The organism is Roseibium sp. ROS1 (genome assembly GCF_054658215.1).
In genome coordinates, this window is the sequence record NZ_BAAGIG010000003.1 from 444,609 (window position 1) to 468,779 (window position 24,171).

Below are 24,171 nucleotides of genomic sequence, written 5' to 3' on the forward strand. Positions count from 1 at the left end.
TGCGGATCTGCCATGGCCATTCGGCGAAAAGGTCGCATGGCCATGGCGTCGTGGTTCACTGGCAAGTGGCTCACTGACAATAGGAATACTCGATACGGCAGCCGCTTGCGCCGCTGTTCGAGCACCAGCCCATGGCAAAGTTCATCGCTGCCTGCTCGCTGTCGCCAGCGCCAATACCGTTGCTGGAAGGCGAAACGGCCAATGCATGGCACCTTGCCTGGGTGGCGTCCGCAATCCGGCATTGATTGTTGCCGCAATATTGCATGGCGAATTGTTCCGCGGCTGCCCTGGTGGGGGCAGCGCCATGACCAAAGGCTCCGCCAGGTGCCAGAGCAAACGCCATCCAGCCACCACCGAGTTGCTGAGCCACTTTCGTGGCCGGCTGCGCAGACGCCTGCGCACCACAAGCTTGATAGACACCGGCAATCTTCGAGCCGTTGGAGCACATGATTCCGCCCCACTGGAAACCGCGCAATCCGCTGTCGGCCACAACTTCAAACCAGTCGTAGCCGTCCATTCGAACACCACTGTTTTTCAGGATGGTGACCCAGGTCCCCTCCGAAAGGCTGCCGACCTGCGCGAAATTCGTTCCCGGACCTGCGCGCAACTTGCCCCCTCGAGATTGGCCCTGGAGATTCAATTGCGTTTCATTTTTTCCAACAGCGTTGCTTGCCTGGCTCTGACCGATGGAATCTGGCGCCGCTATTTCGCAGTTATGCGACACATCGCCAAGCCAGAGTTCAGGAACGGCTTTAGCCCGCTCAAAAGAGATTTCCTCGTCATCGTTGAAGTAACCACCTCGCCCGTCCGGTACCAGGATTGTCTTGCCGTTGATATCCTCGAGAATTGCGCGCCCTTCTTCCGGGATCGTTTCAATGAAGACGAACTCATTGCCGAGTTTGCAACGGTAATTGAGGCTTTCCGAAGCATTTGCGCTTCCGCCTGCCCAAAGAACGATTACCGACAAAAGTCCCATAAATACCAATGTTTTCAAAAGAACCTCCCCTAGGTCATATTCGCGCAGAATTGACCAAAGGTCACCTGAACACAAGCTGAACAATCAAGGAACATTCCCCCTCGCCTTTCACCCATCCCTGGCCTAAAACCAAAGCCATGGACGTGCAGTTGCTACCAAACAGATTCCAAAGCTGGTTTGCCTCGCGGGGATGGGCTCCAAGGCCCCATCAGCTGCAACTGATCGATCATCTGCAACAGGGCCATTCCACCCTGCTGATTGCGCCTACGGGTGCCGGGAAGACCCTGGCAGGCTTTCTGCCCAGCCTGGTGGAACTGGAAGCGCGGGGAAAGCGCAAACCCGGTTCCGCGGGCAATGGCATCCACACACTTTACATCTCGCCGCTGAAGGCACTTGCGGTCGATATTGCCCGCAACCTGGAGGCTCCGGTTTCGGAAATGGATCTTGCCGTCCGGCTGGAAACCCGCACCGGTGACACGCCCTCTCACAAGCGCCAGCGGCAAAAGCTCAATCCACCGGACATTCTGCTGACCACGCCGGAACAGATTGCCCTGCTTCTGTCGGATCCGGCCTCGGCACGGATGTTTGCCTCGCTTCGAACCGTCATTCTGGACGAGTTGCACGCGCTGGTGACTTCCAAGCGTGGCGACCTCTTGGCACTTGGCCTGGCACGGCTAAGACGTCTTGCCCCGAACCTCAGGACCATAGGCCTGTCGGCGACTGTCGCCGAACCGGATGACCTGCGCGCCTATCTTGTCGATCAGCCCGACCCGGACGGCCGGGCGCTGTCTCATGTCGTTGAGGTCGCCGGTGGTGCCAAGCCCGACATCTCGATCCTGGAGAGCGAAGAACGCGTTCCCTGGTCCGGTCACTCGTCGCGCTATGCCATTGCCGACATCTACAAGCTGATCAAGGCGCACAACGTATCGCTGCTGTTCGTCAACACGCGCAGCCAGGCCGAAATGGTGTTTCAGGAACTCTGGCGCATAAACGACGACACGCTGCCGATCGCGCTGCATCATGGCTCGCTTGATGTCGGCCAGCGGCGTAAGGTCGAAACGGCCATGGCCTCCGGTGCGCTGAAGGCAGTGGTCGCGACATCTTCGCTGGATATGGGCATCGACTGGGGCGATATCGATCTGGTGGTCAACATCGGTGCGCCGAAAGGGGCCAGCCGCCTTGCCCAGCGGATCGGCCGTGCCAACCACCGCATGGACGAACCTTCCAAGGCGGTTCTCATTCCTTCCAACCGGTTCGAGGTGCTCGAGTGTCAGGCGGCCCTTGCCGCGTCGATGCGCGGTGATCAGGACACGCCGCCGCTGCGCCAGGGCGCGCTGGACGTGCTTGCCCAGCATCTGCTCGGCCTTGCCTGCGCAGACCCGTTGGATGCAGTAGATGTCTTTAATGAAATACGGTCCTCTGAAACCTACAGGCATCTCGACTGGGAGACGTTCGAGCGGGTTCTCGATTTCGTCGCCACCGGCGGCTACGCACTGAAGAGCTACGATCAATATGCCAAGCTGCGGAAAGGCCAGGACGGGCTTTGGCGGATTTCCCACCCGAAGATCGCGCAGCAATACAGGCTGAATGTCGGCACCATCGTCGAAGCACCGATGCTGAAGGTGCGGCTGGTGCGCTCCAAGGCCGCCGGGCGAAGAACACCCGTCGGCCGCGGCGGGCGTGTTCTGGGTGAGATGGAAGAGTATTTTCTGGAGCAGATGGCACCGGGCGACACGTTTCTTTTCGGTGGCGAGGTCGTGCGTTTCGAGGGCATCCGCGAAAACGAGGCCTATGTCTCGCGCACCACATCGGACAATCCGATGATCCCGTCCTACATGGGCGGAAAGTTTCCGCTCTCCACCTATCTCGCTGAAGGCGTCCGCACGATGCTGGCGACACCCGAGAGCTGGAAGGCGCTGCCCGAACAGGTGCGCGACTGGCTGAACATCCAGAGGGAGAAATCCGTCCTGCCTGCAAGGGACGGCTTGCTGGTGGAGACGTTTCCGCGCGCCAACAAGCACTACATGGTCTGTTATCCGTTCGAGGGACGATTGGCGCACCAGACACTTGGCATGCTGCTGACCAAGCGTCTGGAGCGGCTGGGTGCGAACCCGCTCGGCTTCGTCGCCAACGACTATGCGCTTGCCATATGGGGCCTCGGAGACCTGTCTCTGCTGTTTTCTTCTGGCAGAATTCTTCTCGACCGATTGTTCGAGGAAGACATCCTCGGCGACGATCTGGATGCCTGGCTCGCCGAATCCAGCCTCATGAAACGTACGTTTCGTAATTGTGCCGTCATTGCCGGTCTGATCGAACGCCGCCATCCGGGGCTGGAGAAGTCAGGCCGGCAGGTAACCGTATCCTCGGACCTGATCTATGACGTGCTGCGAGCCCATGAACCAGACCACATATTACTCAAGGCAACCTGGAACGACGCCGCCGAAGGACTTTTGGATATCTCGCGTTTGGGGGAACTTCTTGCCCGGATCCGCGGACGAATCACGCATACTGAACTTCCGCACGTCTCTCCCCTTGCCGTGCCAATTCTCCTGGAAATAGGGAAGGAACCGGTCTACGGGGAGGCCATGGACACGCTGTTGGCAGAGGCAGCCGAAGAACTCGTACTGGAGGCTATGGAATGAGTGCCCTGACATCCCATTTGCGCAAATATGCTGCTGCGCCGGTATGTCATGACATTCAGATCAATGGCCAGCTGGTCGGTCTGCACGACAGCGGGATCTTGTGGTGGCCGGACGAGTCCACCCTGATCGTCGCGGATCTCCATCTTGAAAAAGGGTCCAGCTACGCCCGGCGCGGCGTGATGCTGCCGCCCTATGACACCGGAGCAACGCTGGAGAAACTTGCCGGCGTAATCGATGCCTTCGATCCGGCTTGCGTCATTTGCCTTGGCGACAGTTTCCACGATCCCGACGGCTCCGACCGGTTGCCAGCCCCCTACCGCGCGATGCTGACGACCCTTCAGCTCGGCCGTGAATGGATCTGGGTGACGGGAAACCATGATCCGATTGCACCGGTGCGCCTGTGCGGTGTAACGGTCGACGAAATCACCATCGGCCCGCTGACCTTCCGGCACGAACCAATCGAGAAGGTCGGTTCCACGTCGACCGCAGGAGAAATCTGCGGACATCTGCATCCGGCCGCCCGCGTGCGCCGCTTCGGCCGCTCGATCCGGCGGGCCTGCTTCGTTACCGACGGCACCCGTCTTGTCCTGCCCGCCTTTGGCGCGTTGACCGGTGGGCTCAATGTCACCGATGAAGCCTATGGCATGCTCTTCCGGCGGCGGCAGTTTTCCGTTTTCATGCTCGGTAATGACCGCCTGTTCCCCTTCACTGCCAGCCGTCTGGTCGGGGACTGACACTTCATCTGCCGCTTGTGCTCATGGCTGCCGTTGGCTAAGCCAGAGCTATGCTGACGAATTCTCCCGTACAAGCTTGCCACTCCGTCCAGACCGACAGTGCTTCGCCGGCAATCGCTGCACTGAGTGATGCCGTTCGGAAGTTTGCGAAAACGGAAGGGGTCACTCCGTCCCCACTCGGCTCCGTCTGGGCTCTGAAACTGTCGGAATGCCTTCCCTATCACCGAGGCCGGAACAAGGGACTTTCCGTCGCCGTTGCCGTCTCCGGGCTGAAACGCGTTTGCCTGGGTGACAAGCAGATCGTCAATGACCCCGGCCACGTGATCGCGTTTCATGGTGACGCTTCTTACAGCGCAGTTGTCGAGGGCACACCTGCAAAGCCCTATCTGGCCCTCAAACTGCAATTGTCACCTGAGCTGATTGCTCAAACACTGGTTCGCCTTGCAGAAACCGATGCCCATGCGTCTTCCCCGGCCAAAGGTGCGCTTATCTCCTGTGAACCACTGGACGATGAACTCGCCGGTTCGCTGCTGCGCCTCGTGACCTCTTTTCGGGATCCAGCCGACTGCAATGTTCTGGCACCGCTATGCCTGCAGGAAATCTGTTACCGGATCCTGCGGTCCGACGCCTTTGGCGTCTTGAGGACCCTGGTCAGTGCAAGGGACGAAAGGCTGGTCAAGGCCTTGCGCTATATCGAGACCCATGCGGCACGACCGGACCTGACGATTGCCGAAATCGCAGCCGAAGTTGCCATGAGCCCCTCCCATTTCGCACATGGTTTCACTGCTCTGTTCGGTCAGTCCCCGCTTCAATACCGCAAGCAGGTACGTCTCGACCGCGCCCGGCAACACCTACTGACGTCAAACGCCAGCGTGGCCCGTGCAGCCGAGGCTGCCGGCTATGCAAGCACGTCCCACTTCACGCGTGATTTCAAATCCGCTTTCGGTTTGGCTCCGCGCCAATATGCCGAAACTCTGGACCCGCCTCGCCAGAACGATACTTGAGGAAAGTTCCGCAGGATCGGGCAGCCGTTCAGCAGGAATGGACCTGTCGCCAGCTGCCTTGGCTGTTTATCCCATGCCGACAACATACAGCCGACGCGGAAAGGATCCCCCATGGCCATCAAAGTTGTCGTTCAATTCAACGCTCTCAAGGACCGGCAAGAGGCGTTTGAAACCATCATGCACTCGGTTTCGGCCGATCTTCAGGGCGTGTCCGGATGTCAGGGTGTCGAGGTTCTGAAGGACCTGGATGATGCATGCCGCTTCACGCTTGTCGAAAGCTGGGAAAACGAAGCAATCCACAAGGCACATATCGAAGGACTGATTGCTGATGGAACCTGGGCCATGATTTCCGGCCATCTCGCCGAAGATCCGGTAAGTGGCTATTTTCAGACGCTCTAGCGATCGGGCAAGGTCGTCACTTCAGGCGGCCTTTTCTCGCCCGCCTTCACCCAAGCAATGATCAGTTCGTAGAACACCGCCAGGATGACGGGCCCGAGGAAGAGACCGATCAAGCCATAGGCAATGGTGCCGCCGAGAACGCCGATCAGGATCACCAGCATCGGCACATCCAGGCCACGGGACATCAGGATTGGCCGCAGGACATTGTCAATGAGCATCACCGGAACCATCAGCACAGTGAACAGGAGTGCCGGCACCAGTTCCCAGGAGCTCCAGGCCCAGATGATCGTGGGAATTATCACCAGTGCCGGACCAATCTGGATGATGCACAGGATCAGCGCCACGAAGGTCAGGACGCCGGCAAGCGGCACGGAAAACGCTATCAGCACGATCCCCGTCAGCCGCCCCTGGACGACAGCAACACCGATGACACCGCGCGAGACGTTGCGGATGGTGGCACCGGCCAGATCGACAAATTCCGATCCGCGCGGCGCGATGATGCGGTCGGCAAACAGCTTGCTGCCCTTTGCCAGAGACGGGGCCGGCACAAACAGGCAACCTGCGAGTATGATGGAAACGATGAAGAACAGCACGCTACCACTGAGCGAAGCCAGAACACCGAGGATGCGGCTGCCGGCCGGCACCAGCGTCGGCCCGACCTTGGCCAGGAGTTGTTCCAGCCCCTGACCGGCGAGTTGCCAGAATTCGGAAATCTTGGCACCGACGACCGGCAACCCGGCGAGTTTCTCAGGCAGGGGCGGCAGCTTGAGGACGCCGTTCGCCATGCCGTGGTACCAGCCCTGAAGCGTGTCCACGAGACTGACGATCAACACGGCAACGGGACCGATCACGATTGCAAGACAGCAGAGCGTTATCAGGACTGCTGCCAGAACCTTTCGTCCACCAAGCCTGGCGGCGAGCCAGTCAAACACCGGATAGAGTGCGACCGTCAGCACCACCGCCCAGACCAGGAACAGAAAGAACGGCGCGACGAGCTGAAGTGAAAAATAGGCAAAGAGCCCCAGAACGCCGAGGCGGATGGCGATATCGATGACCTTTGCATCCAGTGTCGGGTCAGGTTTCACAACTGTTTCCACCCGTGGTGTGGATGAGGGTTCTTCTGTCATGTCCGCCTGCCCCAACAGCCTGAAAAATCTTTGGACTCGAGAATAGCCGCGGCGGCGGCAAGCGCCAGCGGAAAGTGCGCAAACATGCGGTTTCCGACGATAACATTCGACGGTCAGTCAGATGGGTAAGACCGGTAGGACACAATCGGCTCGAGAAGGCAAACTCAGGCAGGCCGAGATCGGGCGGGCCGAGATCGGGTCTGCCTAGTCCTTGCGGAAGATCACACCGGCGAGCCAGCCTGTGAAAATGGCCAGTGACACCGCGAGGAGGCCATAGAAGAACGGATAGGACTGCGCCAGTTCAAAGGTGACCTGTTCGAAACCGCTTTTGGCAACAGCCAGCGTCTGCTCCGTCTGGGCTACCACCTCGCCATGGAGGAAGAGGAAGCTTTTGACCTTGTAGTCGCCCACCGGGATGTTGGCTGGCAGGGGAATATTGGTTCGGAACATTGTGTCGGTCAGAAAGGTGATCGAGGTTTGTTGTTCCGAGTAAAGACCCATCTGCTCCCGCAGCCGGACGAAGGCGCGGCGAAAATCATCCCTGTCTGACAGAGCGACATTGGAAACGCCCGAGACAGCCAGGTTGATGTGGTTGAGGCCGATACCAAGGTCGTCAAGAACCGTGCGGTTCGCAAGGTTGCCGATATTGATGGTGCTGGCGACCGCGTAGTAGGAAGGAACGTTCTGGAACCGCTCGGCCTCCCGGTTCACCCAAACGCCCAGAAAACGGCCCTTGCGCCGCGTGGTGATGTCCTGCGGTGGTCCCTCCACGACGATGGCCAGTTCATAGCCGCTCGGATCGTTGGGTTGGCGCTCGATGTTGCTGGCTTGCCCGAAGATGACGATTTCCGTGCCCGTGAAATTGGACTGGATCGAGATCAGATCCGAGGACAGGGACGTCACCAGTTCCTGGTTCGGCCGGCTCTGGGCTGCAGCGCCGGTTACCAGGCCAACGACAATCGACAGAAGCAGGATCAGCCGGCTCATGCCCCTGCCCCCTTCCGGATCGCGATGGAATAGAAATCGTCCGGCGTCAGCAGCAGGTCGACCGCAAAGCGCAAGCCGACAGCCAGGACCAGAAGCGCAAGCAGCAGACGCAATTGATCGCCGCGCAGGTTCTGGCCCATGCGAGCCCCGAACTGGGCTCCGATCACACCGCCGACCATCAGCGTCATGGCCAGAACGATGTCGACAGTCTTCGTGCCCATGGCATGGAACACGGTCGCGGCTGCCATTGTGAAAAGGATCTGGAACAGGGATGTGCCGATGACGATGCTGGTGGGCACGCGCAGCAGGTAAATCAGCGCAGGCACCATCATGAAGCCGCCGCCGATCCCCAGGATCGTGCCGAGAAAGCCGATGATCGCGCCAAGGCCGACAACCGGGATGATGCTCACATAAAGCTTGGAGCGCCGGAAACGGACCTTCAGCGGCAGCCCGTGGATCCAGTTATGCTGTCCGGGTTTGCGGGCTTTGGGCGCAACGCCGGACTTGCGCCGACGGATGGCACGGATGGATTCGAACAGCATCAGGCCGCCAATGGCGCCCAGGAACGTCACATAGGACAGCGAAATCACGACATCCAGCTGACCGATGGACTGCAGAACCTCAAACAATATGACGCCGATAAACGACCCTATAACACCGCCGCAGAGCAGGATTGTGCCGAGTTTCAGGTCGATGGCCTTTCGTCGCCAATAGGTGACGACAGCCGATGACGAAGAGGCAACCACCTGCGTGGTGACAGTGGCAACGGAAACCGCTGGCGGGATACCGGAGAAGATCAAAAGCGGTGTCAGCAGGAAGCCACCGCCAATACCGAACAGCCCCGACAGAAAACCCACGGCGCCGCCCATGCCGAATATCACGAAGATATTCACCGGAATCTCGGCTATGGGCAGGTATAATTGCACGGGATCAACCGGAAATCTGCAGAAATGACTGCGTAAAGATTACGATGAAATGGTTAAAGACCTGTAGAGTCCAGCATGTCAACCGGCCAGCAGGTCTGTTTGGTTCGGTTCGCCGATTTTAGACAAGTGCCAGGCGGAATTCGACCATTGCGTTGCGCAAATATCCCGCGTTCCGGTCTGTTTTTGAAACCACGCCCATAGGGCTTCACGTTCGAATATCTGACTGGATTCAGGCTCTGCCTTTTCCATCGGCAAATTGCCTGTAGCGCCGTTACCGAAGAAAACTCCATTTCGTGTCACCTGGAAAAAACAATGCGGGCCGCAATGTGAAAACACCCAGCCGGGCATCTGGCCTGGCTGGGTGCTTGTTTCATCAGGTCGCCGTTTGTCGCGCCCACCCCGGATACACCAAGGGATGGTCTAGATCGCCTGGCTCTTCAACTCTTCCAGCAGACGGTTGTCGACTTCTCCGGTTTCCGGCATTCCGATGCTCCGCTGGAAGGCGCGGATCGCGCTGCGGGTGCGCGGACCCATCTGGCCGTCCGGGGTACCGGTGTCAAAACCAAGGTAGTTGAGCTTGTCCTGGGCTTCCTTGACCATGGCCGTGTTGTCGGGCGCCTGGATCGACACCTTTTCCGCCGGCAATGTAGCGCTGTCCACCCAACCCGGCTCCATCGTCACCTTGTTGGCCGCCGCGTTCGGTGTCTTCAGCTTGAAGTTTTCGACCGCGAGCCGGGCATTGGCCAGGGTTTCCTGATCCATCATGTTGGCGACATCGTCGCGGCGCTTGGCTGCTTCCGGATCGCCCTGATCGGCCGCTATCGCGAACCATTTGTAGCTGGCTACCAGGTCCTTATCGACGCCTATGCCTCCGGCATAGAGGATACCCAGGTTGAACAGGCTGTCCTTGACACCGAAATTGGCGGCTTCTTCGAACCACTTGGCAGCAGCTGCATAGTCGGGCTGTTCACCACCTCCCTCGGCATAAAGAACCGCGAGGTTATGCATGGCCTTCGCATTACCGGCTTCGGCTGCCTTGGAATACCAGGCCTTTGCCTTCGGCAGGTCCTTGTCGACACCACGGCCTTTTTCGTAGAGGCTTGCGAGCCTGTACTGGGCAGGCGCAAGTCCCTTGTCGGCCGCTTTCTGATACCAGACTGCTGCCTTGGACAGATCCGCCGATACACCGCTGCCTTCGGTGAATTTCACACCCACCAGGAATTCTGCAGCCGCATTGCCACTGGCAGCAGCGCTACGCAGCGCCATCGGGCCAACGCCTTCCGGCGGCAGGTTTGCAAGGAGGCTTGCCGGGGCGCCGGCTTCGCTTGCCGGTTGGAACCCGGACACAGTGCTTTCACCTGCTTCGCCGAAGCTGCTTGCAACGCCTGCGGGCGGCGCGAACGCCAGTTCGGTTTCAGGGGCAAGCGGACCGGACGCGGAAGCAGCCTCAACATTGCTGCTTTCTGTGACCGGTGTCGTATGCGGCGGCGCGGACTGCGCTGATGCAACAGCCGGGGCCTGTTCTGACATCGTGTCGGCTGTCTCGTCCGGCATCGCGCTGACAGCCCCGGTTTCTGCGCCTTCGGCCGCAGATCCGACGCCGCGGCTTTCTGCCAGAGCGACCTCGCTAGTAACCTCAACGTCCGGCTGCACGTCGGCTTGTGCCGGAGCAGCGTCTGCCATTTCCGGCGCAGGAATCGCTTCAACGGTTTCCGGCGTGTTCGCGGCAAGCTGATCGGCCTCTTCCGGGCCACCGGTTGCCAGGCGGAACACCTGCAGTGTTCCGATCAACAGGACAACGGCGGCAGCTGTATAGAGAATGGCCCGACGACGGCCGCTGGAGGCCTGCGGAGCTTCCGGTGCCGGGCGATCACCCGGCAGAACGGCAGAATCCTGGGTTTCAAACGCCTGATCGGCAACGTCCTCGGCATTCAGCTCCAGATCTCCGACCGGTTCGGCCTTGTCTTCCTTCGCAGCGGACTTGTCGCGCTTGAGAACGTTGCGCAGCCAGCCGACACGGGCCTTGCCGCGTTCCTCGTCGGCAGCTTCAGGTTCTTCCGTTACCTTCTGCCGCTTTTCCAGCTGGGCAGCTTCCGCCGAAGCTGCCTGTGCTGCACGGCGGGCAGCTGCGATGAAGTCTGCCTTGCGATCACGGGTCCGGTCATCGGCTCGCGGTGCCTGCGGTGCATCAGCGGACTGCTGCTCGCCTTCCGTCTTCCTGGCCTGTGGGGCCTTGGAGAACAACGGGGCCGGTTCATCAACCTTGATAGGGGAGAAGCTGGAGGACGGCGTTTCACCGAAGTGGTCGGCACGTTCCAGGTTGTCCAGGCGCTCGGTCAGAGAGCCCAGCACGGACTTGACCCCGTCAAAGGTGTTCCGCGTCCGTTCGTCAGTACCTTCAGCAGCGTCAAGCAACCGCTTCAGATCGGACTGAAGCTCCGTGATGGCCTGATCGTACTGGCCGTTTCTCGGTGCCGGTGCGCTTTCGATCGCTTCCCTTGCCGCTTCGCGGGCGATGCCCACAACGTCCGAGCGGGTTTTTTCCAGGCCCTTCTCGATCCGCTCCAGGAACGGTGAGAACTGCTCCATGCTGAACGCCTGAGTGGACGTGCTTTCGATCTGTTCCGCGAGCGCGGCAACCTTGGCTCCAAGCTGTTCGAAGCGGCTGTCGTCGGTAACTTCGGCCCCCTTCGACACGATCTGTGCCAGATCGGCAATCCGCTGCTCGAGCGCTTCTGTCGATGCCGGTGCCGACACGCTGGCACGCATGGATCCGATCTCCGCGCGCAGCTTGTCGAGGTCCGATGTCGTGACCGTGTCTTTCGGCTGATCCAGACGAGCAGTCAGATCGTTCAACCGCTCCTGAAGCTGGGCCATGAACTTGGTGTCCGGCGCATTGCCGCCGGACCGCATCGCGGCTGCATCCAGAACCGGCACGGGGCGCGCAGACTTCTTTTCGATCGCGTCGATCTTGCCGGAGATCGTTTCCAGACGCTGTTCCAGCGCTGCAAAGGCGCCCGTGTCGGTCGACGGAAGCGGACCTGCCTGCTCCATCCTCTCGAGACGGTCAACGATTTCGTCGAGGCGCCGGTCAACCTGACCCAGATGCTGAGTGTCCACCGGAGCTGCACGGTCGTCGGCCATCATGCCGACGATGTCTTCCAGGCGGCCCTGCAGCCTGGAGATCGTTTCCGGCTCGGGCATGCGCTGTTCCATGGCGGACAGACGGCTGTCCAGGCCGCGCTGTTCCCGGGCCAGGACTTCCAGATCGTCAAGGCGGCCGGACACGAATTTCATCCGGTCATCGATACCCTCGACAAGACCCTTGATATCGATCTGTTCGACAAAGCCGCGCACTTCACGCAGTTCCGCGCGAAGCGGTTCGATATCGGCATGGCCCTTGCGCTGCAGGAGCTCTTCCATACGTTCGGCAATGCTGACGACCCGGTCTTCCAGCACCATCATGTGCTCGGACCGCGGCAGCGCGGCAAAGGCGTCCTCGATTTCATTGAGGCGCGCGGTCACACCGCGCAGGACGCGGGGATCTACAGACGCACGGGACAATTCATCAAGGCGCTGCAGGATATGGGCATACCCGTGCTCCAGGGTCTGGAGTGCCCCTTCCACGTTCGTGCGGCCGACCATGTCCTTCAGGTCGGCGACTTCCTTGCGGATCTCGCGGGCCAGCTGGTCGTTCTTCTTGTCGGCACGCAGACGCTCGACCATGTCGGACAGGCGACGCAGTTCCGCATTCTGCCGGCTCACGGTTTCGTTGGTGCCGCGCGACAGGCCGCCAAGTGCCTCGCGCAGCGAACCAAGCTCATCGCGAACCTGATTGAAGGCCTGTTCCTGCGGCGCTCTCAATGCGTCAATTCGGCGGCCAAGGTCCTTGTAGATATGCATGGACGCTTCGCTTCTGGAGCGTACGTCCCGGTCGCGCTGGCGAGAGGGCTGCGGCGCATATTGCGCTTCGTAGGCATCATCCTCGTCATAATAGGGTTCGTCAGCCGGCAGATTGTCGATGGCATAGCTTCCCGGGCGAGGACGTGGCTTCGGCGCCGGCCGAAGCGGCTCATCCCGGTAGTCCGCGCGATGCTCCTGACGATAGTCTTCCCGCGGGTCCGGGCTCGCAAGCCCCTGCACCTGTTCGTCCAATCGGTCGAGCGCACCCATGACTTCATCAATGCCCGGCTCGCGGCGAGACACCCTGCGGCGCGGCGCAGACTGGTGAGGCTCCGGCCGACGCACTTCGGGCCGGCGTGGTTCCGCCTGGTCGGCCAGAAGCCGGTCCAGCTCGTCTGCCACGGCGTCGAGATCCTCGTCACGTTCCTCGGAGGGATAACGGTCATTTTTGCCAAGCGCCGTTGCAGTGCGCGTCAACCGTTCTATGCGGTTTCGCGCCGGCTCGCGGCGTGGTGCATCGTAAAAGTCGTCGCCTTCATACGCATCACGGCCGCGGCGTCCTGCCTCGTTTTTCTTCCAAGCCGGCATCTCTTGACCCTGGGCTGACGGTCATTCAGACCGCTGATGAAACAGGCTGCGCCATGATTCCGTCGAGGACGGGACAGGCACAGCGTTTTGAAAGACTTTGTCGTTTTAGGGTAAACAGGCCGTTAATTGGCCTTGCTAAATGCGAAAACAGACCGTTTTCGAATGAAAATCCGATGTTCACGCGATCAGGGTGACGCGAATCGGCAAACGCTGCGTTAACGAATTTTTCCCCTGCGACCTTCCGTGACTGGACCTTAACGCAAACGTAAGCTAAACAGTGCGCAAGAAACCGGCTGAGCCACTGTGCACACAACCGCATCGCCTGAGAACGCACTGGAGATCATGTCTTCGGAGCGGGTTTCGAAAACTGCAAAACATCAACGATGAGCCGGACAACGGCTGCAAAACGAGAACAAACTGCTATGAGCGAAGCGCTTTCGATCCTCAATGAAGACGATCTTGTGGACGTTGTGTCCGCAAACGACGACAGCACAAAGAAAACCCAGTTCACAATCGGCGACCTGGCGAAAGAATTCGACTGCACCCTGCGCACGCTGCGCTTTTACGAAGACAAGGGGTTGCTCAACCCCAAGCGCGACGGCCTGAACCGCGTCTATAACCGCCGCGACCGTGCCCGCCTGAAACTGGTACTGATGGGCAAACGCGTTGGCTTCTCCCTGTCCGAGATCCGCGACATGCTCGACCTTTACGACCTGCGCGACGGTCAGGTGACGCAGCTCCGCGTCGCGCTGTCCAAGTTCAACGAGCAGATCGCCGTTCTGGAAGATCAGCGCAAGGACATCGAACAGGCCATCGAGGAATTGTCGCGCACTGTCGAGATCGTTTCCGGCATGCTGAAGCACAAGGAAGCGGAAGAGGCATAAGTCCCTTTCCTTTCGACCTCAGAGTTTTGAAACCGCTGGCGGCAACGCCGGCGGTTTTTGTTGGTGCGTCCGCCAACTTGCAATTTTTGCGAGAATTGACACCCTTTTTCCAAATACTGTGAAATTCCCCAAAAACGACACGTCGCAACACGATTTCGCGTACGGGACCTTCGGAAATCATTCCCATCAGCATGTTTTAGGCGTATTTTTTTGACAACCCTTCCGTTGGGACACCACTTGCCGGGCAATAACAACACGCGTATATAGGTCTCAAGGTGACGTTTACGGAAACGTAAGGTCGAGACATAAACGGCAGATCTGGGAGGATTTCCATGCCGAGCTATACCGCTCCCGTCGATGACACGCTTTTCCTGTTGAAGGACGTGTTCGGCTATGACCGATATTCCAACCTGCCAGGTTTTTCCGATGCACCTCTCGACCTTGTGGAAGCGATCTTGCGCGAAGGTGGCAAGTTCGCGGAAGAAGTTCTCCAGCCGTTGAACCAGACCGGCGACAGCGAAGGCTGCACGCGCAACGACGACGGCACGGTCACGACACCAAAAGGCTTTCTGAAAGCCTACAAGGCGTTTTGCGAAAACGGCTGGGGTACCTTGTCGGCGGACGCGAATTACGGCGGACAGGGCCTGCCGCATACTCTGACCACCGTCTTCAATGAATTTGCCTCTTCGGCAAACATGGCCTTTTCCATGTACCCGGGCCTGACTGCAGGGGCCGTTGCGGCCCTGACGATCCACGGCACGGATAATCAGAAGCAGACATACCTTCCCAACATGATCGCCGGAACCTGGACCGGCACCATGAACCTGACCGAACCGCACTGCGGAACGGATCTAGGCCTCATTCGCACCAAGGCGGTGCCGCAAGCCGACGGTTCCTACAAGATTACCGGTACCAAGATCTTTATCTCAGCCGGTCAGCACGACATGGCGGAAAACATCATCCACCTGGTGCTGGCCCGCATCGAGGGCGCCCCGGAAGGCACCAAGGGCATTTCGCTGTTTGTCGTGCCCCGCAACGCGATCGGCGACGATGGCTCGGTGGGAGACAACAATGGCGTTTCCTGCGGCTCGATCGAGCACAAGATGGGCATTCACGGCAACGCCACCTGCGTGATGAACTACGACGATGCCACCGGCTGGCTGGTCGGCGAAGAGAACAAGGGCCTGCGCGCCATGTTCACCATGATGAACGAGGCCCGCCTCGGCGTTGCGGTTCAGGGGCTCTCCCAGTCGGAGGTCGCCTATCAGAATGCCGTCATCTACGCCAAGGATCGCATCCAGGGCCGCGCCCTCACCGGACCGAAAAACCCGGACAAGCCCGCCGACCCGATCATCGTGCATCCGGACGTACGCCGCACCCTGATGCAAATCCGCTCGTTCAACGAAGCGGCCCGTGCTCTCGTCATCTGGACCGCGCTTCATGGCGATGTCTCGCACAGGTCCGACGACGAAAAGTCCAAGCAGTTCTCCGACGACATGATGGGGCTGATGACACCTGTGCTCAAAGGCGTTCTGACCGACACCGGATTTGCAAATGCGGTCAATGCCCAGCAGCTTTACGGTGGCCATGGCTACATCAGCGAGTGGGGCATGGAGCAGTTCGTTCGCGATGCCCGTATTGCCATGATCTACGAAGGTGCCAACGGCATCCAGGCACTGGACCTCGTCGGCCGCAAGCTGCCCGCGAACGGCGGTCGGGCTGTCATGAGCTTCTTCAACGAGGTCAATACATTCCTGAAGGAGAACAAGGACAACGAAGCCCTTGCCGCCTTCACCGGGCCATTGAAGAAAGGCATGGACGATCTTCAGGCCGCGACCATGTGGTTCATGAACAACGCCATGAAGAATCCGGACAACGCCGGCGCCGGCTCCGTCGACTACATGCATCTCTTCGGGCTTGTTGCCCTTGGCTACATGTGGGCGAAGATCGCAAAGGCCATTCAGGAAAAGGTCGCGGAAGGCGCAGGCGAAAAGGCCGAATGGCTGGAAACCAAGCTGACCTTCGGGCGTTTCTTCATGGAACGCACCTTGCCGGAAACGGGCGCGCATCTTGCCCGAATCTCGTCCGGGTCCGAAACCATGATGTCGGTTGCCGCGGACGCTTTTTAAAGCGTCCGGGGGCCAGCTCGCTGATGGCGGAAATTTGAGCCCGCAAATCGAAACCGGCGGCTATAGTCGCGTTCCAATTTGATTTGCGAGGGGAATTTCAAGTTATGGCTGAATACGTTCTTCACTGCATGGCCCAGTCGGGACACTCCTACAAGGTGGCCCTGATGCTGGAGCTGTGCGGCGCCGACTGGAAGCCGGAGTGGGTCGACTTCTTCAACGGGGCCACCCGAACCGAAGAATTCCGGGACACGCTGAACGAGATGGGTGAAGTACCGGTGCTTGTGCATGGTGACGACATCCTGACCCAGTCCGCCGTCATCATGGACGACCTGTCCGAGAAGTTCGGCGCCTTTGGCTGGGAAAACGATGAAGAGCGGCGGGAAATCCTGCGCTGGACGATTTTCGACAACCAGAAGGTTTCCGGCTTGCTCGGTCCGTTGCGCTTCCTGCGCACACTGATGAAGACCGGCGAGACGGACGTGGTCAAATGGCTCGACGGGCGGTCGAAATCCGCCCTTGCCATCCTGGACAAGCATTTCGCGAAGAATGACTTCGCCATCGGCAAGAAGCCGACAAGCGCGGATTTCTCGCTGTGCAGCTACCTCTTTTACGAAGGTGAGCTCGGGATCGATCTCGAGGCTTATCCGAATGTCACCAAGTGGCTGGGGCGGATCAAGGCTCTGCCCGGCTGGAAACATCCTTACGACCTCATGCCCGGCCATCCCTTGCCGGATAAGACCTGAGGCCAATCCGATCTAGAGGAGGATCTGATGCCCGAAGCCTATATCTACGACCACGTGCGCACGCCGCGCGGACGCGGCAAGAAGGACGGTTCGCTGCACGAAGTGCCCGCCGTCCGGCTTGCAGCCACCGCGCTGGAAGCGATCCGCGACCGGAACGGTCTCGACACGACCCGGGTGGACGACGTCGTCCTGGGCTGTGTCGACCCGGTCGGGGAAGCCGGAGGCGACATTGCCCGTGCGGCGGTGTTTGCGGCCGGTTACGACAAGTCGGTTCCGGGCATGCAGATCAATCGCTTCTGCGCCTCCGGTCTCGACGCGGTCAACATGGCTTCGGCCCAGGTCATGGCAGGCCAGCACAAGCTGGTAATCGCCGGCGGCGTGGAAAGCATGAGCCGTGTCGGCCTTGGCGCTTCCGGCGGTGCCTGGCCGATCGAGCCGCAGGTGGCCATCCCCTCCTATTTCATGCCCCAGGGCGTCTCGGCTGATCTGATTGCCACCAAATACGGTTTTTCGCGCGATGACTGCGATGCATATGCGGTGGAAAGCCAGAAGCGCGCCGGCAAGTCCTGGGAAGATGGCCGGTTCTCCGGATCCGTCGTGCCGGTGAAGGACGTCAACGGCATCACCATTCTTGACCGGGACGAGCACATGCGGCCGGAAACCGACATGCAGTCGCTCGCCTCGCTCAACCCCTCCTTCGAAATGATGGGCAACATGGGCGGTTTCGATGCGGTCGGCATCCAGGCGCATCCGGAAATCGAAAAGATCACCCATGTGCACCACGCCGGTAACTCCTCCGGCATTGTCGATGGAGCTGCCGCCGTTCTGATCGGTTCCAGCACCGCAGGCCGTTCCTCCGGCCTGAAGCCGCGTGCCCGCATCAAGGCTTTCGCCAATATCGGTTCCGAACCGGCCCTGATGTTGACCGGCCCGGTGGATGTTACCGAAAAGCTACTGAAAAACGCCAAGATGGACATCAAGGACATTGATCTCATCGAGATCAACGAAGCCTTTGCCTCCGTCGTCCTGCGTTACCAGCAAGCCTTCGATCTTGATCCGGCAACGGTCAACGTCAACGGCGGTGCGATTGCCATGGGCCATCCTCTCGGAGCCACCGGCGCCATGATCCTTGGCACCGTGCTCGACGAACTGGAACGCCGCGATCTCAACACCGCCCTCGTCACGCTGTGTATCGGCGCGGGCATGGGAACAGCGACCATCATCGAGCGGGTCTGATCATGATCAGCAACATCGACAGGGAATTCGCCCAGATCACTGACTACTGGTCGCCGCGTGTGGTGGCCGACGTCAACGACCAGAGCGTCAAGCTTGCGAAGCTGAAAGGCGAGTTCGCCTGGCACGACCACCAGGACGAGGACGAGCTCTTCTTCATCATCAAGGGCAGCCTCACCATCCGCTACCGCGACCGGGACGATGTCGTCCTGAACGCCGGCGACATGCACGTCGTGCCCAAGGGCGTCGAGCACAATCCGCTCGCAGAAGACGAATGCTGGGTGATGCTGTTCGAACCCGCAGAGACCAAACACACCGGCGACGTTGTCGTCGACGGCACGAAGACGGCTGCGCAACAGCGCGCCCATCTGCAGTCGACCGGCGCCTGACCCGAGGAGGACCATCAAATGAGCTACAAGAATTTCACCGTTGAAACCGATGAGGACGGTTTTGCCCTGATCACCTGGGACATGCCGGAAAAATCGATGAACGTCATCGATCTGTCGGTCATGGACGAGCTGGATGCGATTGTCGACCAGGTGGCAAGTGACAACGCCATCAAGGGGGCCGTGATCACGTCCGGCAAGTCCGCCTTTTCCGGTGGTGCCGACCTGACCATGCTGGAAGGGCTTCTGAAGGACTTCCACATCAAGCGCGGTAACGACGCGGAAGCTGCGGCCAAGGCTCTGTTCGAAGGATCGCGCAAGCTTTCTCAGGTCTACCGCAAGCTGGAAACCTGCGGCAAACCCTTCGTCGCCGCCGTTGCCGGCACCTGCATGGGCGGCGGTACCGAGCTGGCACTGGCCTGTCATGGCCGCGTCGTTGACGAAGGCCTGAAGATGGGTCTGCCGGAAGTCAAGGTAGGCCTCTTTCCGGGCGCCGGTGGCACCCAGCGTGTCATGCGCATGACGGACGGACAGCAGGGCATGCAGTTCCTGCTCCAGGGCCGCACCCTGCGGGCACCCCAGGCCAAACAGATGAAACTGGTGGATGAAGTCGCCCCGACCAAGAAACTGGTCGCCGCCGCCAAGAAGATGCTGAAGGCAGGCCTCGACCCGGTCAAGGACTGGGACAAGAAGGGTTACAAGCTGCCAAACGGCAAGGTCTATTCCCCTGCCGGTTTCCAGTTCTGGCCGGCCGCCAATGCGATCTACCGCCGCGAGACCTATGACAACTATCCGGGTGCCCGCTACCTGCTGCGCTCCGTCGTCGAAGGTCTGCAGCTGCCGATGGATCTCGCGCTTCAGGTGGAAAGCCGCTACTTCGCCAAGGTGCTGCAGGCCCCGGAAGCCGCCAACATGATCCGCTCGCTGTTCGTCTCCATGCAGGAGCTGAACAAGCTGGCCCGCCGCCCGGTGGATCAGCGTCCAAACAAGATCCGCAAGATCGGCATTCTCGGCGCAGGCTTCATGGGTGCAGGCATTGCCTATGTCACGGCACAGGCGGGCATCGACGTCGTGCTGATCGACCGCGACCAGGAAGCTGCCGACAAGGGCAAGGCTCATTCAGAAGAGCTGATCACCAAGGCGATCAAGCGTGGCCGGGCGAGCGAGGAGCAGAAGGAAAAGCTGCTGTCGAAGATCACCGCCACCGTCGATTATGAAGCCCTGGCAGATTGCGATCTGGTGATCGAAGCCGTCTTCGAAGATCGTGAGATCAAGAAGACGGTGACGGAGCGCGCCGAGGCGGTGATGAAGTCTCGTGCCATCTATGCTTCCAACACCTCGACCCTGCCGATCACCTCGCTGGCGCAGGCGTCCAAGCGACCAAAGAACTTCATCGGCATTCACTTCTTCTCGCCTGTCGACAAGATGATGCTGGTGGAAGTGATCCTCGGCAAACGCACCTCCGACCGCGCACTTGCCATGGCGCTCGACTATATCAAGGCCATCAAGAAGACCCCGATCGTCGTCAATGACAGCCGCGGCTTCTATACCTCGCGTGTCGTCATGACCTATATTCGCGAAGGTCTGATGATGCTTGCGGACGGCGTTCCGGCGGCCATGATCGAGAATGCGGGCAAGATGGCCGGCATGCCGGTCGGACCGCTGTCGCTTGGCGATGAAGTGGCGCTGGATCTTGCCTGGAAGATTGTTTCCGCCACCCGCAAGGACCTCGGCGTCAAATATGTCGAAGGCCCGCTCGACAACATCCTGGAAGAGATGGTGGTGAAGCAGGAGCGTTTCGGCCGCAAGAACGGCAAGGGCTTTTACGACTACAAGGGCAAGGACAAGAGCCTGTGGCCCGGCATTCCGGAAGTCACCGGTCAGCCGAAACCCGCAGAGAGCTTCAACATCGAAGAACTCAAGCAGCGTCTCCTGGTGATGCAGGCGCTCGAAACCGCCCGCATCTTCGAGGAAAAGTGCCTGACGGACGTGCGTGAAGCCGATGTCGGCTCCATCCTTGGCTTCGGCTTCGCGCCCTATACCGGCGGTACGCTCAGCTATATCGACATGATGGGCACGCCGACTTTTGTCGACTTGTGCAAGAAGTTCACCCGCAAGTGGGGACCGCGCTTCAAGCCGAACAAGCTGCTGAAGGACATGGCCAAGGAAAACGAGACGTTCTACGGCAAATTCCCGCCGAAAGCCGAAGCGAAGGTCAAGGACGCAGCCTGATCGACAACCGATGCCGCTTCCGAACGGGAGCGGCATCGCCCTATCGCATTCGCCAGCAATTGTTAGCATTTTACGACAAAACTTGATCCGGCGTGACTTGTCATGCACAGTTCTGCTTGGAATTAAGCATGGGCAGGCTGGAGATACGAATGCCGCTAGATGGCGAATGGGCGCGCTCGGATGTCTTCCGCGTTCTGCGCGACATCTGTTCGAACGCCAATCTGGACTGGCCTCAAATGGCCAGGGACTATGAATTCGATCTCGCCAGCCTGGACGACCCGCAAGGTACCGTGCCGATAGCCGCCTGGCATGCCGTTTTTGAACATATCGCCGATGTCCTGGGCGATGACGCCGTCATGTTCGATCTGTTCAACACGATCGACATCGGCTGCTTTTCAATCTTCGACTATCTGTTTGCCTGCGCTCCGTCACTTCGGGAGGCCTGTCAGGCCTGGGCGAAGTTCAGTCCGATCAGAACCAATGCCTATCGGGTGATTTTCGAGGAAGACGAGACCGGCGGCTTCGTGGAATGGCCTATCCTTGAAGGACGCGGTGAATGGCGACAGAACGTGTTCGGACGCATCGGCTGGGCGACCCAGCAGATTGAACATGCACTCGACATGAAAGCGCCGCCAATCCTTATCGAGCTCGCGACCTCACAACCAAATTGCACGTCCAATTTTCAGAAGAAATATCAGGGCCGGATCAAGTTCGGCGCGACCCGCAACAGGATTTCGTTTCCGAAAACGTTGCTCTCCCGCCCGCTCCGGCGCCACGACGCCCACCTTTACGAGATCATCCTGACGTCTGCGAATTCGGAACTGGAAAGGTTCGGCCAGTTTGAATCTCCGCTGTCGCGCATTGCCAATGAAGTTTCCGCCAGTCTGTCGACCGGGACATGCACCCTGCCGCTCATTTCAGCGAAACTTGGCATGTCGCAGAGGGCGGTGCAGAGGCTTCTGGAAAAGGAAGGCACCAGCTTCCGTCAGCTAAGCGAGGAAGTACGACGTTCCGCAGCCGAACGATATCTTCTGGGAACGGACCTTCCCATGAAGGAGATCGCCTATCTCCTCGGCTTTTCGGAACTGAGCACCTTTTCGCGCGCCGTGAAGACATGGTTTGGCGTCTCCCCCAAGAAGGTTCGGGATGCCCCCCGCTCCAGATCTCCTGCTGCTGCTAATTCCACGACGGGGCGCAAGCAACCGATGCAGCGCTCCAGGGTCACGGTGGCGACACCCTCCGCTGTTCGGCAATCCGCTGCCACAAAATGATTTCGTCTCCAGCCTCTGACAGGGCTTGGTCACCGCGAAGCTGTGATGGCTTGAGAATTGCGGCACGGCGGTTACGGGCTTGTCACCACCGTGCCAGAGATCATTCTTGTTGCCGGCGGTTCCGTCGAGAACACTCGACTGAACCCGCCAATACCGCTTTCGGCTGCTCTTTCATTTGCATGAAGAACAGGACGGGTCGATGGCGGCTGGCCCATCCTGCAGTGTGCGCGCCTTTTTTGCCGGTTCAGCACTTGTGCCGGTCCGGCGGCTGTCTTTCACCGCAGGTAGAGGAAGGCAGACCGTCGCGGTTGTGGGTGGCCGCAAACAATCTAGATGCACATTCCTGAAAGTTTAATACGCCAGCAGGGCCGCTGCGTCTTTGGCAGGAAGCGAACAGAACTTTACGAATTACGACACCAAACTTAATTAATAAGAAATTTTACAAACGGCCTTCGCACGAACTGGAGTTGCCGCCGTGCTTGCCAGGCCTCATTGTAATCGACACCGAATATTCCTAACTTCTGGCCAGGAATGGTAAGCAACGTCATGCAGGAGACACATATGTCCGACACCGGCCTGAGCCGTTTTCTGGGAGGTTCACCAGCCCAGGTGCTTTTGCGGCTTGTGTTCCTGTCCTTCGTTGTCGGCATTATCCTGTCCGCGCTGAACCTCGACCCGCTCGACCTGATCACCATGTCGATCGATTTTGTCGAACGCCTGTGGAACATGGGTTTCAACGCCCTTGGACGCCTGGGCAAGTATCTGGTTATCGGTGCAATGGTGGTTGTCCCGATCTGGCTGGTTACTCGCATTCTGGCCATGGGTCGAAACCGCTAGTCCCGGCAGAGGACTGCGTTTGTCACTTAAGGCAAGCACGCAACCCTTGCGGGAAATTAACCCTTTCTTAATCATAATTAACTGAAACTGGCGGAACCTCCCCGAGCCTTAAGGGGCCCTTGCATGTCCGCCATCGCAACATCGAAATTTGCCACCTCCTACCAGGCCTACGCCCGCGCGGGTTCTGGTGCGGGCAATCGCTCAGGTTCGCTTGCTGCCGCACAAACGCTCACCACGTTTCTGGGGGCCAACGGTTCGGCCGACGACGAGGACAAGGCAAAATCCCTCTTCGAAACCTACAAGGATTCTGTTGAGCTCAGCGACGGCCTCGCCCGCTCGGTAGAGAACAACAAGGATGCGATGCGCAGGCAAAAGATCGAGATGGTCCAGAAGCGCATCGAACGGCTCAAGGAAATGCTGCGGTTCGCAACGCCGGAGCAGGCCAAGCGTCTGCTCAAGGAGCTGAAACAGATCTCCAAGGAGTTCAAGTCCGCCTCCCAGGACCTCAAGTCGGCAGGTCAGGGCTTGAGCGGTGGAGGCGTCGGCACGGGTGTTCTTTCAGGTGCTTCAAACATCGCCGCCACAGCAGATATCATAACCGGTGCCGGGACGCAGGTTAATGCAACCTCCGCATTGGTCGAGACTGTGTCTGCGGCAGCGAGCAGTCCCGAGACACAAATTCCGGTATCCGGATCTGAAACGAGTGCTGCGACTTCGGGACCGGAGAGCCAGGCGACGGGTCAGGCTCAGACCGGAGTGGAGCAGGATGGTTCTTCCGCAGGCGCACAGGAACCGGACAGCTGGCGGGAAGACCTGAAAGCGGCTGTCCTGACCTACACAGAACAGCAACAGGAAACGAACAAGGCACTCGCCGCAAGCCGCAGGTCCGGGCTGCAGGGCGACAAGGAAGCCCTCGCCAAGATGGCTGAGGACATCAAATCTCTTGCCCAACAGATAGAACGCCTGCTCAAGCGCGATGAGCGCGACACAAAAAAAGATCTGAAAGACGTCCGTGCCGATCTCAAGGACGGCGTCAAGGCACTGAGGGCCTCAAATTTCAGCGCGCAGTCAGACCCAGCTTCCACCGCGAACCCTGCGGGTACGGACGGGGTTTCGACCGCAACCGGTTCGACATCGGTCTCCCTGCAGGTGTCCGATATCCTGGTGTGA

The 24,171-nt window shown here is 59.5% G+C and carries 19 protein-coding genes; 13 read left to right on the plus strand and 6 right to left on the minus strand.

Annotated features, from left to right (window positions below; translation table 11 throughout):
* Positions 1–70 precede the first annotated feature (70 nt).
* Positions 71–994, minus strand: a complete 924-nt coding sequence (locus tag ACYQ6M_RS18180; RefSeq protein ID WP_460074843.1) for a DUF4189 domain-containing protein — start codon at positions 992–994, stop codon at positions 71–73.
* A 119-nt stretch (positions 995–1,113) separates the two neighbouring features.
* Between ACYQ6M_RS18180 and ACYQ6M_RS18185 the strand changes: the two genes are divergently transcribed.
* From ACYQ6M_RS18185 to ACYQ6M_RS18200, 4 genes are all read left to right on the plus strand, one after another.
* Entirely contained in the window at positions 1,114–3,618 is a 2,505-nt protein-coding gene (locus tag ACYQ6M_RS18185) for a ligase-associated DNA damage response DEXH box helicase (protein ID WP_460074845.1), read from the plus strand.
* On the plus strand, positions 3,615–4,352 hold the full coding sequence (gene pdeM / locus ACYQ6M_RS18190) for a ligase-associated DNA damage response endonuclease PdeM (RefSeq protein WP_023001770.1): 738 nt from the start codon (positions 3,615–3,617) through the stop codon (positions 4,350–4,352). The genes ACYQ6M_RS18185 and pdeM overlap by 4 nt, the downstream gene beginning before the upstream one ends.
* 50 nt (positions 4,353–4,402) lie before the next feature.
* Positions 4,403–5,356 (plus strand): AraC family transcriptional regulator, encoded by a 954-nt coding sequence (locus ACYQ6M_RS18195; RefSeq protein WP_460074846.1) that lies wholly within the window; start codon positions 4,403–4,405, stop codon positions 5,354–5,356.
* A 111-nt stretch (positions 5,357–5,467) separates the two neighbouring features.
* Positions 5,468–5,755, plus strand: a complete 288-nt coding sequence (locus ACYQ6M_RS18200; RefSeq protein WP_152507352.1) for a putative quinol monooxygenase — start codon at positions 5,468–5,470, stop codon at positions 5,753–5,755.
* Here the strand turns inward: ACYQ6M_RS18200 and ACYQ6M_RS18205 are convergent.
* From ACYQ6M_RS18205 to ACYQ6M_RS18225, 5 genes are all read right to left on the minus strand, one after another.
* Positions 5,752–6,882: an AI-2E family transporter gene (locus ACYQ6M_RS18205; RefSeq protein WP_460074848.1), complete on the minus strand. Its 1,131-nt coding sequence runs from the start codon at positions 6,880–6,882 to the stop codon at positions 5,752–5,754. The genes ACYQ6M_RS18200 and ACYQ6M_RS18205 overlap by 4 nt on opposite strands.
* Before the next feature lie 204 nt (positions 6,883–7,086).
* Entirely contained in the window at positions 7,087–7,869 is a 783-nt protein-coding gene (locus ACYQ6M_RS18210) for a TIGR02186 family protein (RefSeq protein ID WP_023001774.1), read from the minus strand.
* A complete protein-coding gene (locus ACYQ6M_RS18215; protein ID WP_031269647.1) occupies positions 7,866–8,795 on the minus strand; it encodes a sulfite exporter TauE/SafE family protein in 930 nt (309 codons plus the stop codon). The genes ACYQ6M_RS18210 and ACYQ6M_RS18215 overlap by 4 nt, the downstream gene beginning before the upstream one ends.
* 78 nt (positions 8,796–8,873) lie before the next feature.
* Positions 8,874–9,143, minus strand: coding sequence for a hypothetical protein (locus ACYQ6M_RS18220; RefSeq protein ID WP_460074850.1), 270 nt, complete (start codon positions 9,141–9,143; stop codon positions 8,874–8,876).
* 72 nt (positions 9,144–9,215) lie between these two features.
* Positions 9,216–13,286 (minus strand): peptidoglycan-binding protein, encoded by a 4,071-nt coding sequence (locus ACYQ6M_RS18225; protein ID WP_460074852.1) that lies wholly within the window; start codon positions 13,284–13,286, stop codon positions 9,216–9,218.
* Between the two features lie 422 nt (positions 13,287–13,708).
* Here ACYQ6M_RS18225 and ACYQ6M_RS18230 point away from each other — a divergent pair, with 422 nt between their 5' ends.
* The 9 genes from ACYQ6M_RS18230 to ACYQ6M_RS18270 all read left to right on the plus strand — a co-directional run bounded on the left by ACYQ6M_RS18230 (position 13,709) and on the right by ACYQ6M_RS18270 (position 24,171).
* Positions 13,709–14,170, plus strand: a complete 462-nt coding sequence (locus ACYQ6M_RS18230) for a MerR family transcriptional regulator (protein WP_023001777.1) — start codon at positions 13,709–13,711, stop codon at positions 14,168–14,170.
* Between the two features lie 332 nt (positions 14,171–14,502).
* A complete protein-coding gene (locus tag ACYQ6M_RS18235; RefSeq protein ID WP_460074854.1) occupies positions 14,503–16,299 on the plus strand; it encodes an acyl-CoA dehydrogenase C-terminal domain-containing protein in 1,797 nt (598 codons plus the stop codon).
* Positions 16,300–16,403: 104 nt separating this feature from the next.
* Positions 16,404–17,042 (plus strand): glutathione S-transferase family protein, encoded by a 639-nt coding sequence (locus ACYQ6M_RS18240; RefSeq protein ID WP_023001779.1) that lies wholly within the window; start codon positions 16,404–16,406, stop codon positions 17,040–17,042.
* A gap of 27 nt (positions 17,043–17,069) precedes the next feature.
* Positions 17,070–18,278 (plus strand): acetyl-CoA C-acetyltransferase, encoded by a 1,209-nt coding sequence (locus tag ACYQ6M_RS18245; RefSeq protein WP_023001780.1) that lies wholly within the window; start codon positions 17,070–17,072, stop codon positions 18,276–18,278.
* 2 nt (positions 18,279–18,280) lie between these two features.
* Entirely contained in the window at positions 18,281–18,664 is a 384-nt protein-coding gene (locus tag ACYQ6M_RS18250; protein WP_460074857.1) for a cupin domain-containing protein, read from the plus strand.
* Positions 18,665–18,682: 18 nt separating this feature from the next.
* Positions 18,683–20,893, plus strand: coding sequence for a 3-hydroxyacyl-CoA dehydrogenase NAD-binding domain-containing protein (locus ACYQ6M_RS18255; protein ID WP_460074859.1), 2,211 nt, complete (start codon positions 18,683–18,685; stop codon positions 20,891–20,893).
* A 149-nt stretch (positions 20,894–21,042) separates the two neighbouring features.
* Positions 21,043–22,164: an AraC family transcriptional regulator gene (locus ACYQ6M_RS18260; RefSeq protein WP_460074861.1), complete on the plus strand. Its 1,122-nt coding sequence runs from the start codon at positions 21,043–21,045 to the stop codon at positions 22,162–22,164.
* A 561-nt stretch (positions 22,165–22,725) separates the two neighbouring features.
* A complete protein-coding gene (locus ACYQ6M_RS18265) occupies positions 22,726–23,001 on the plus strand; it encodes a DUF6460 domain-containing protein (protein WP_031269649.1) in 276 nt (91 codons plus the stop codon).
* Positions 23,002–23,124: 123 nt separating this feature from the next.
* Positions 23,125–24,171 (plus strand): hypothetical protein, encoded by a 1,047-nt coding sequence (locus ACYQ6M_RS18270; RefSeq protein ID WP_460074863.1) that lies wholly within the window; start codon positions 23,125–23,127, stop codon positions 24,169–24,171.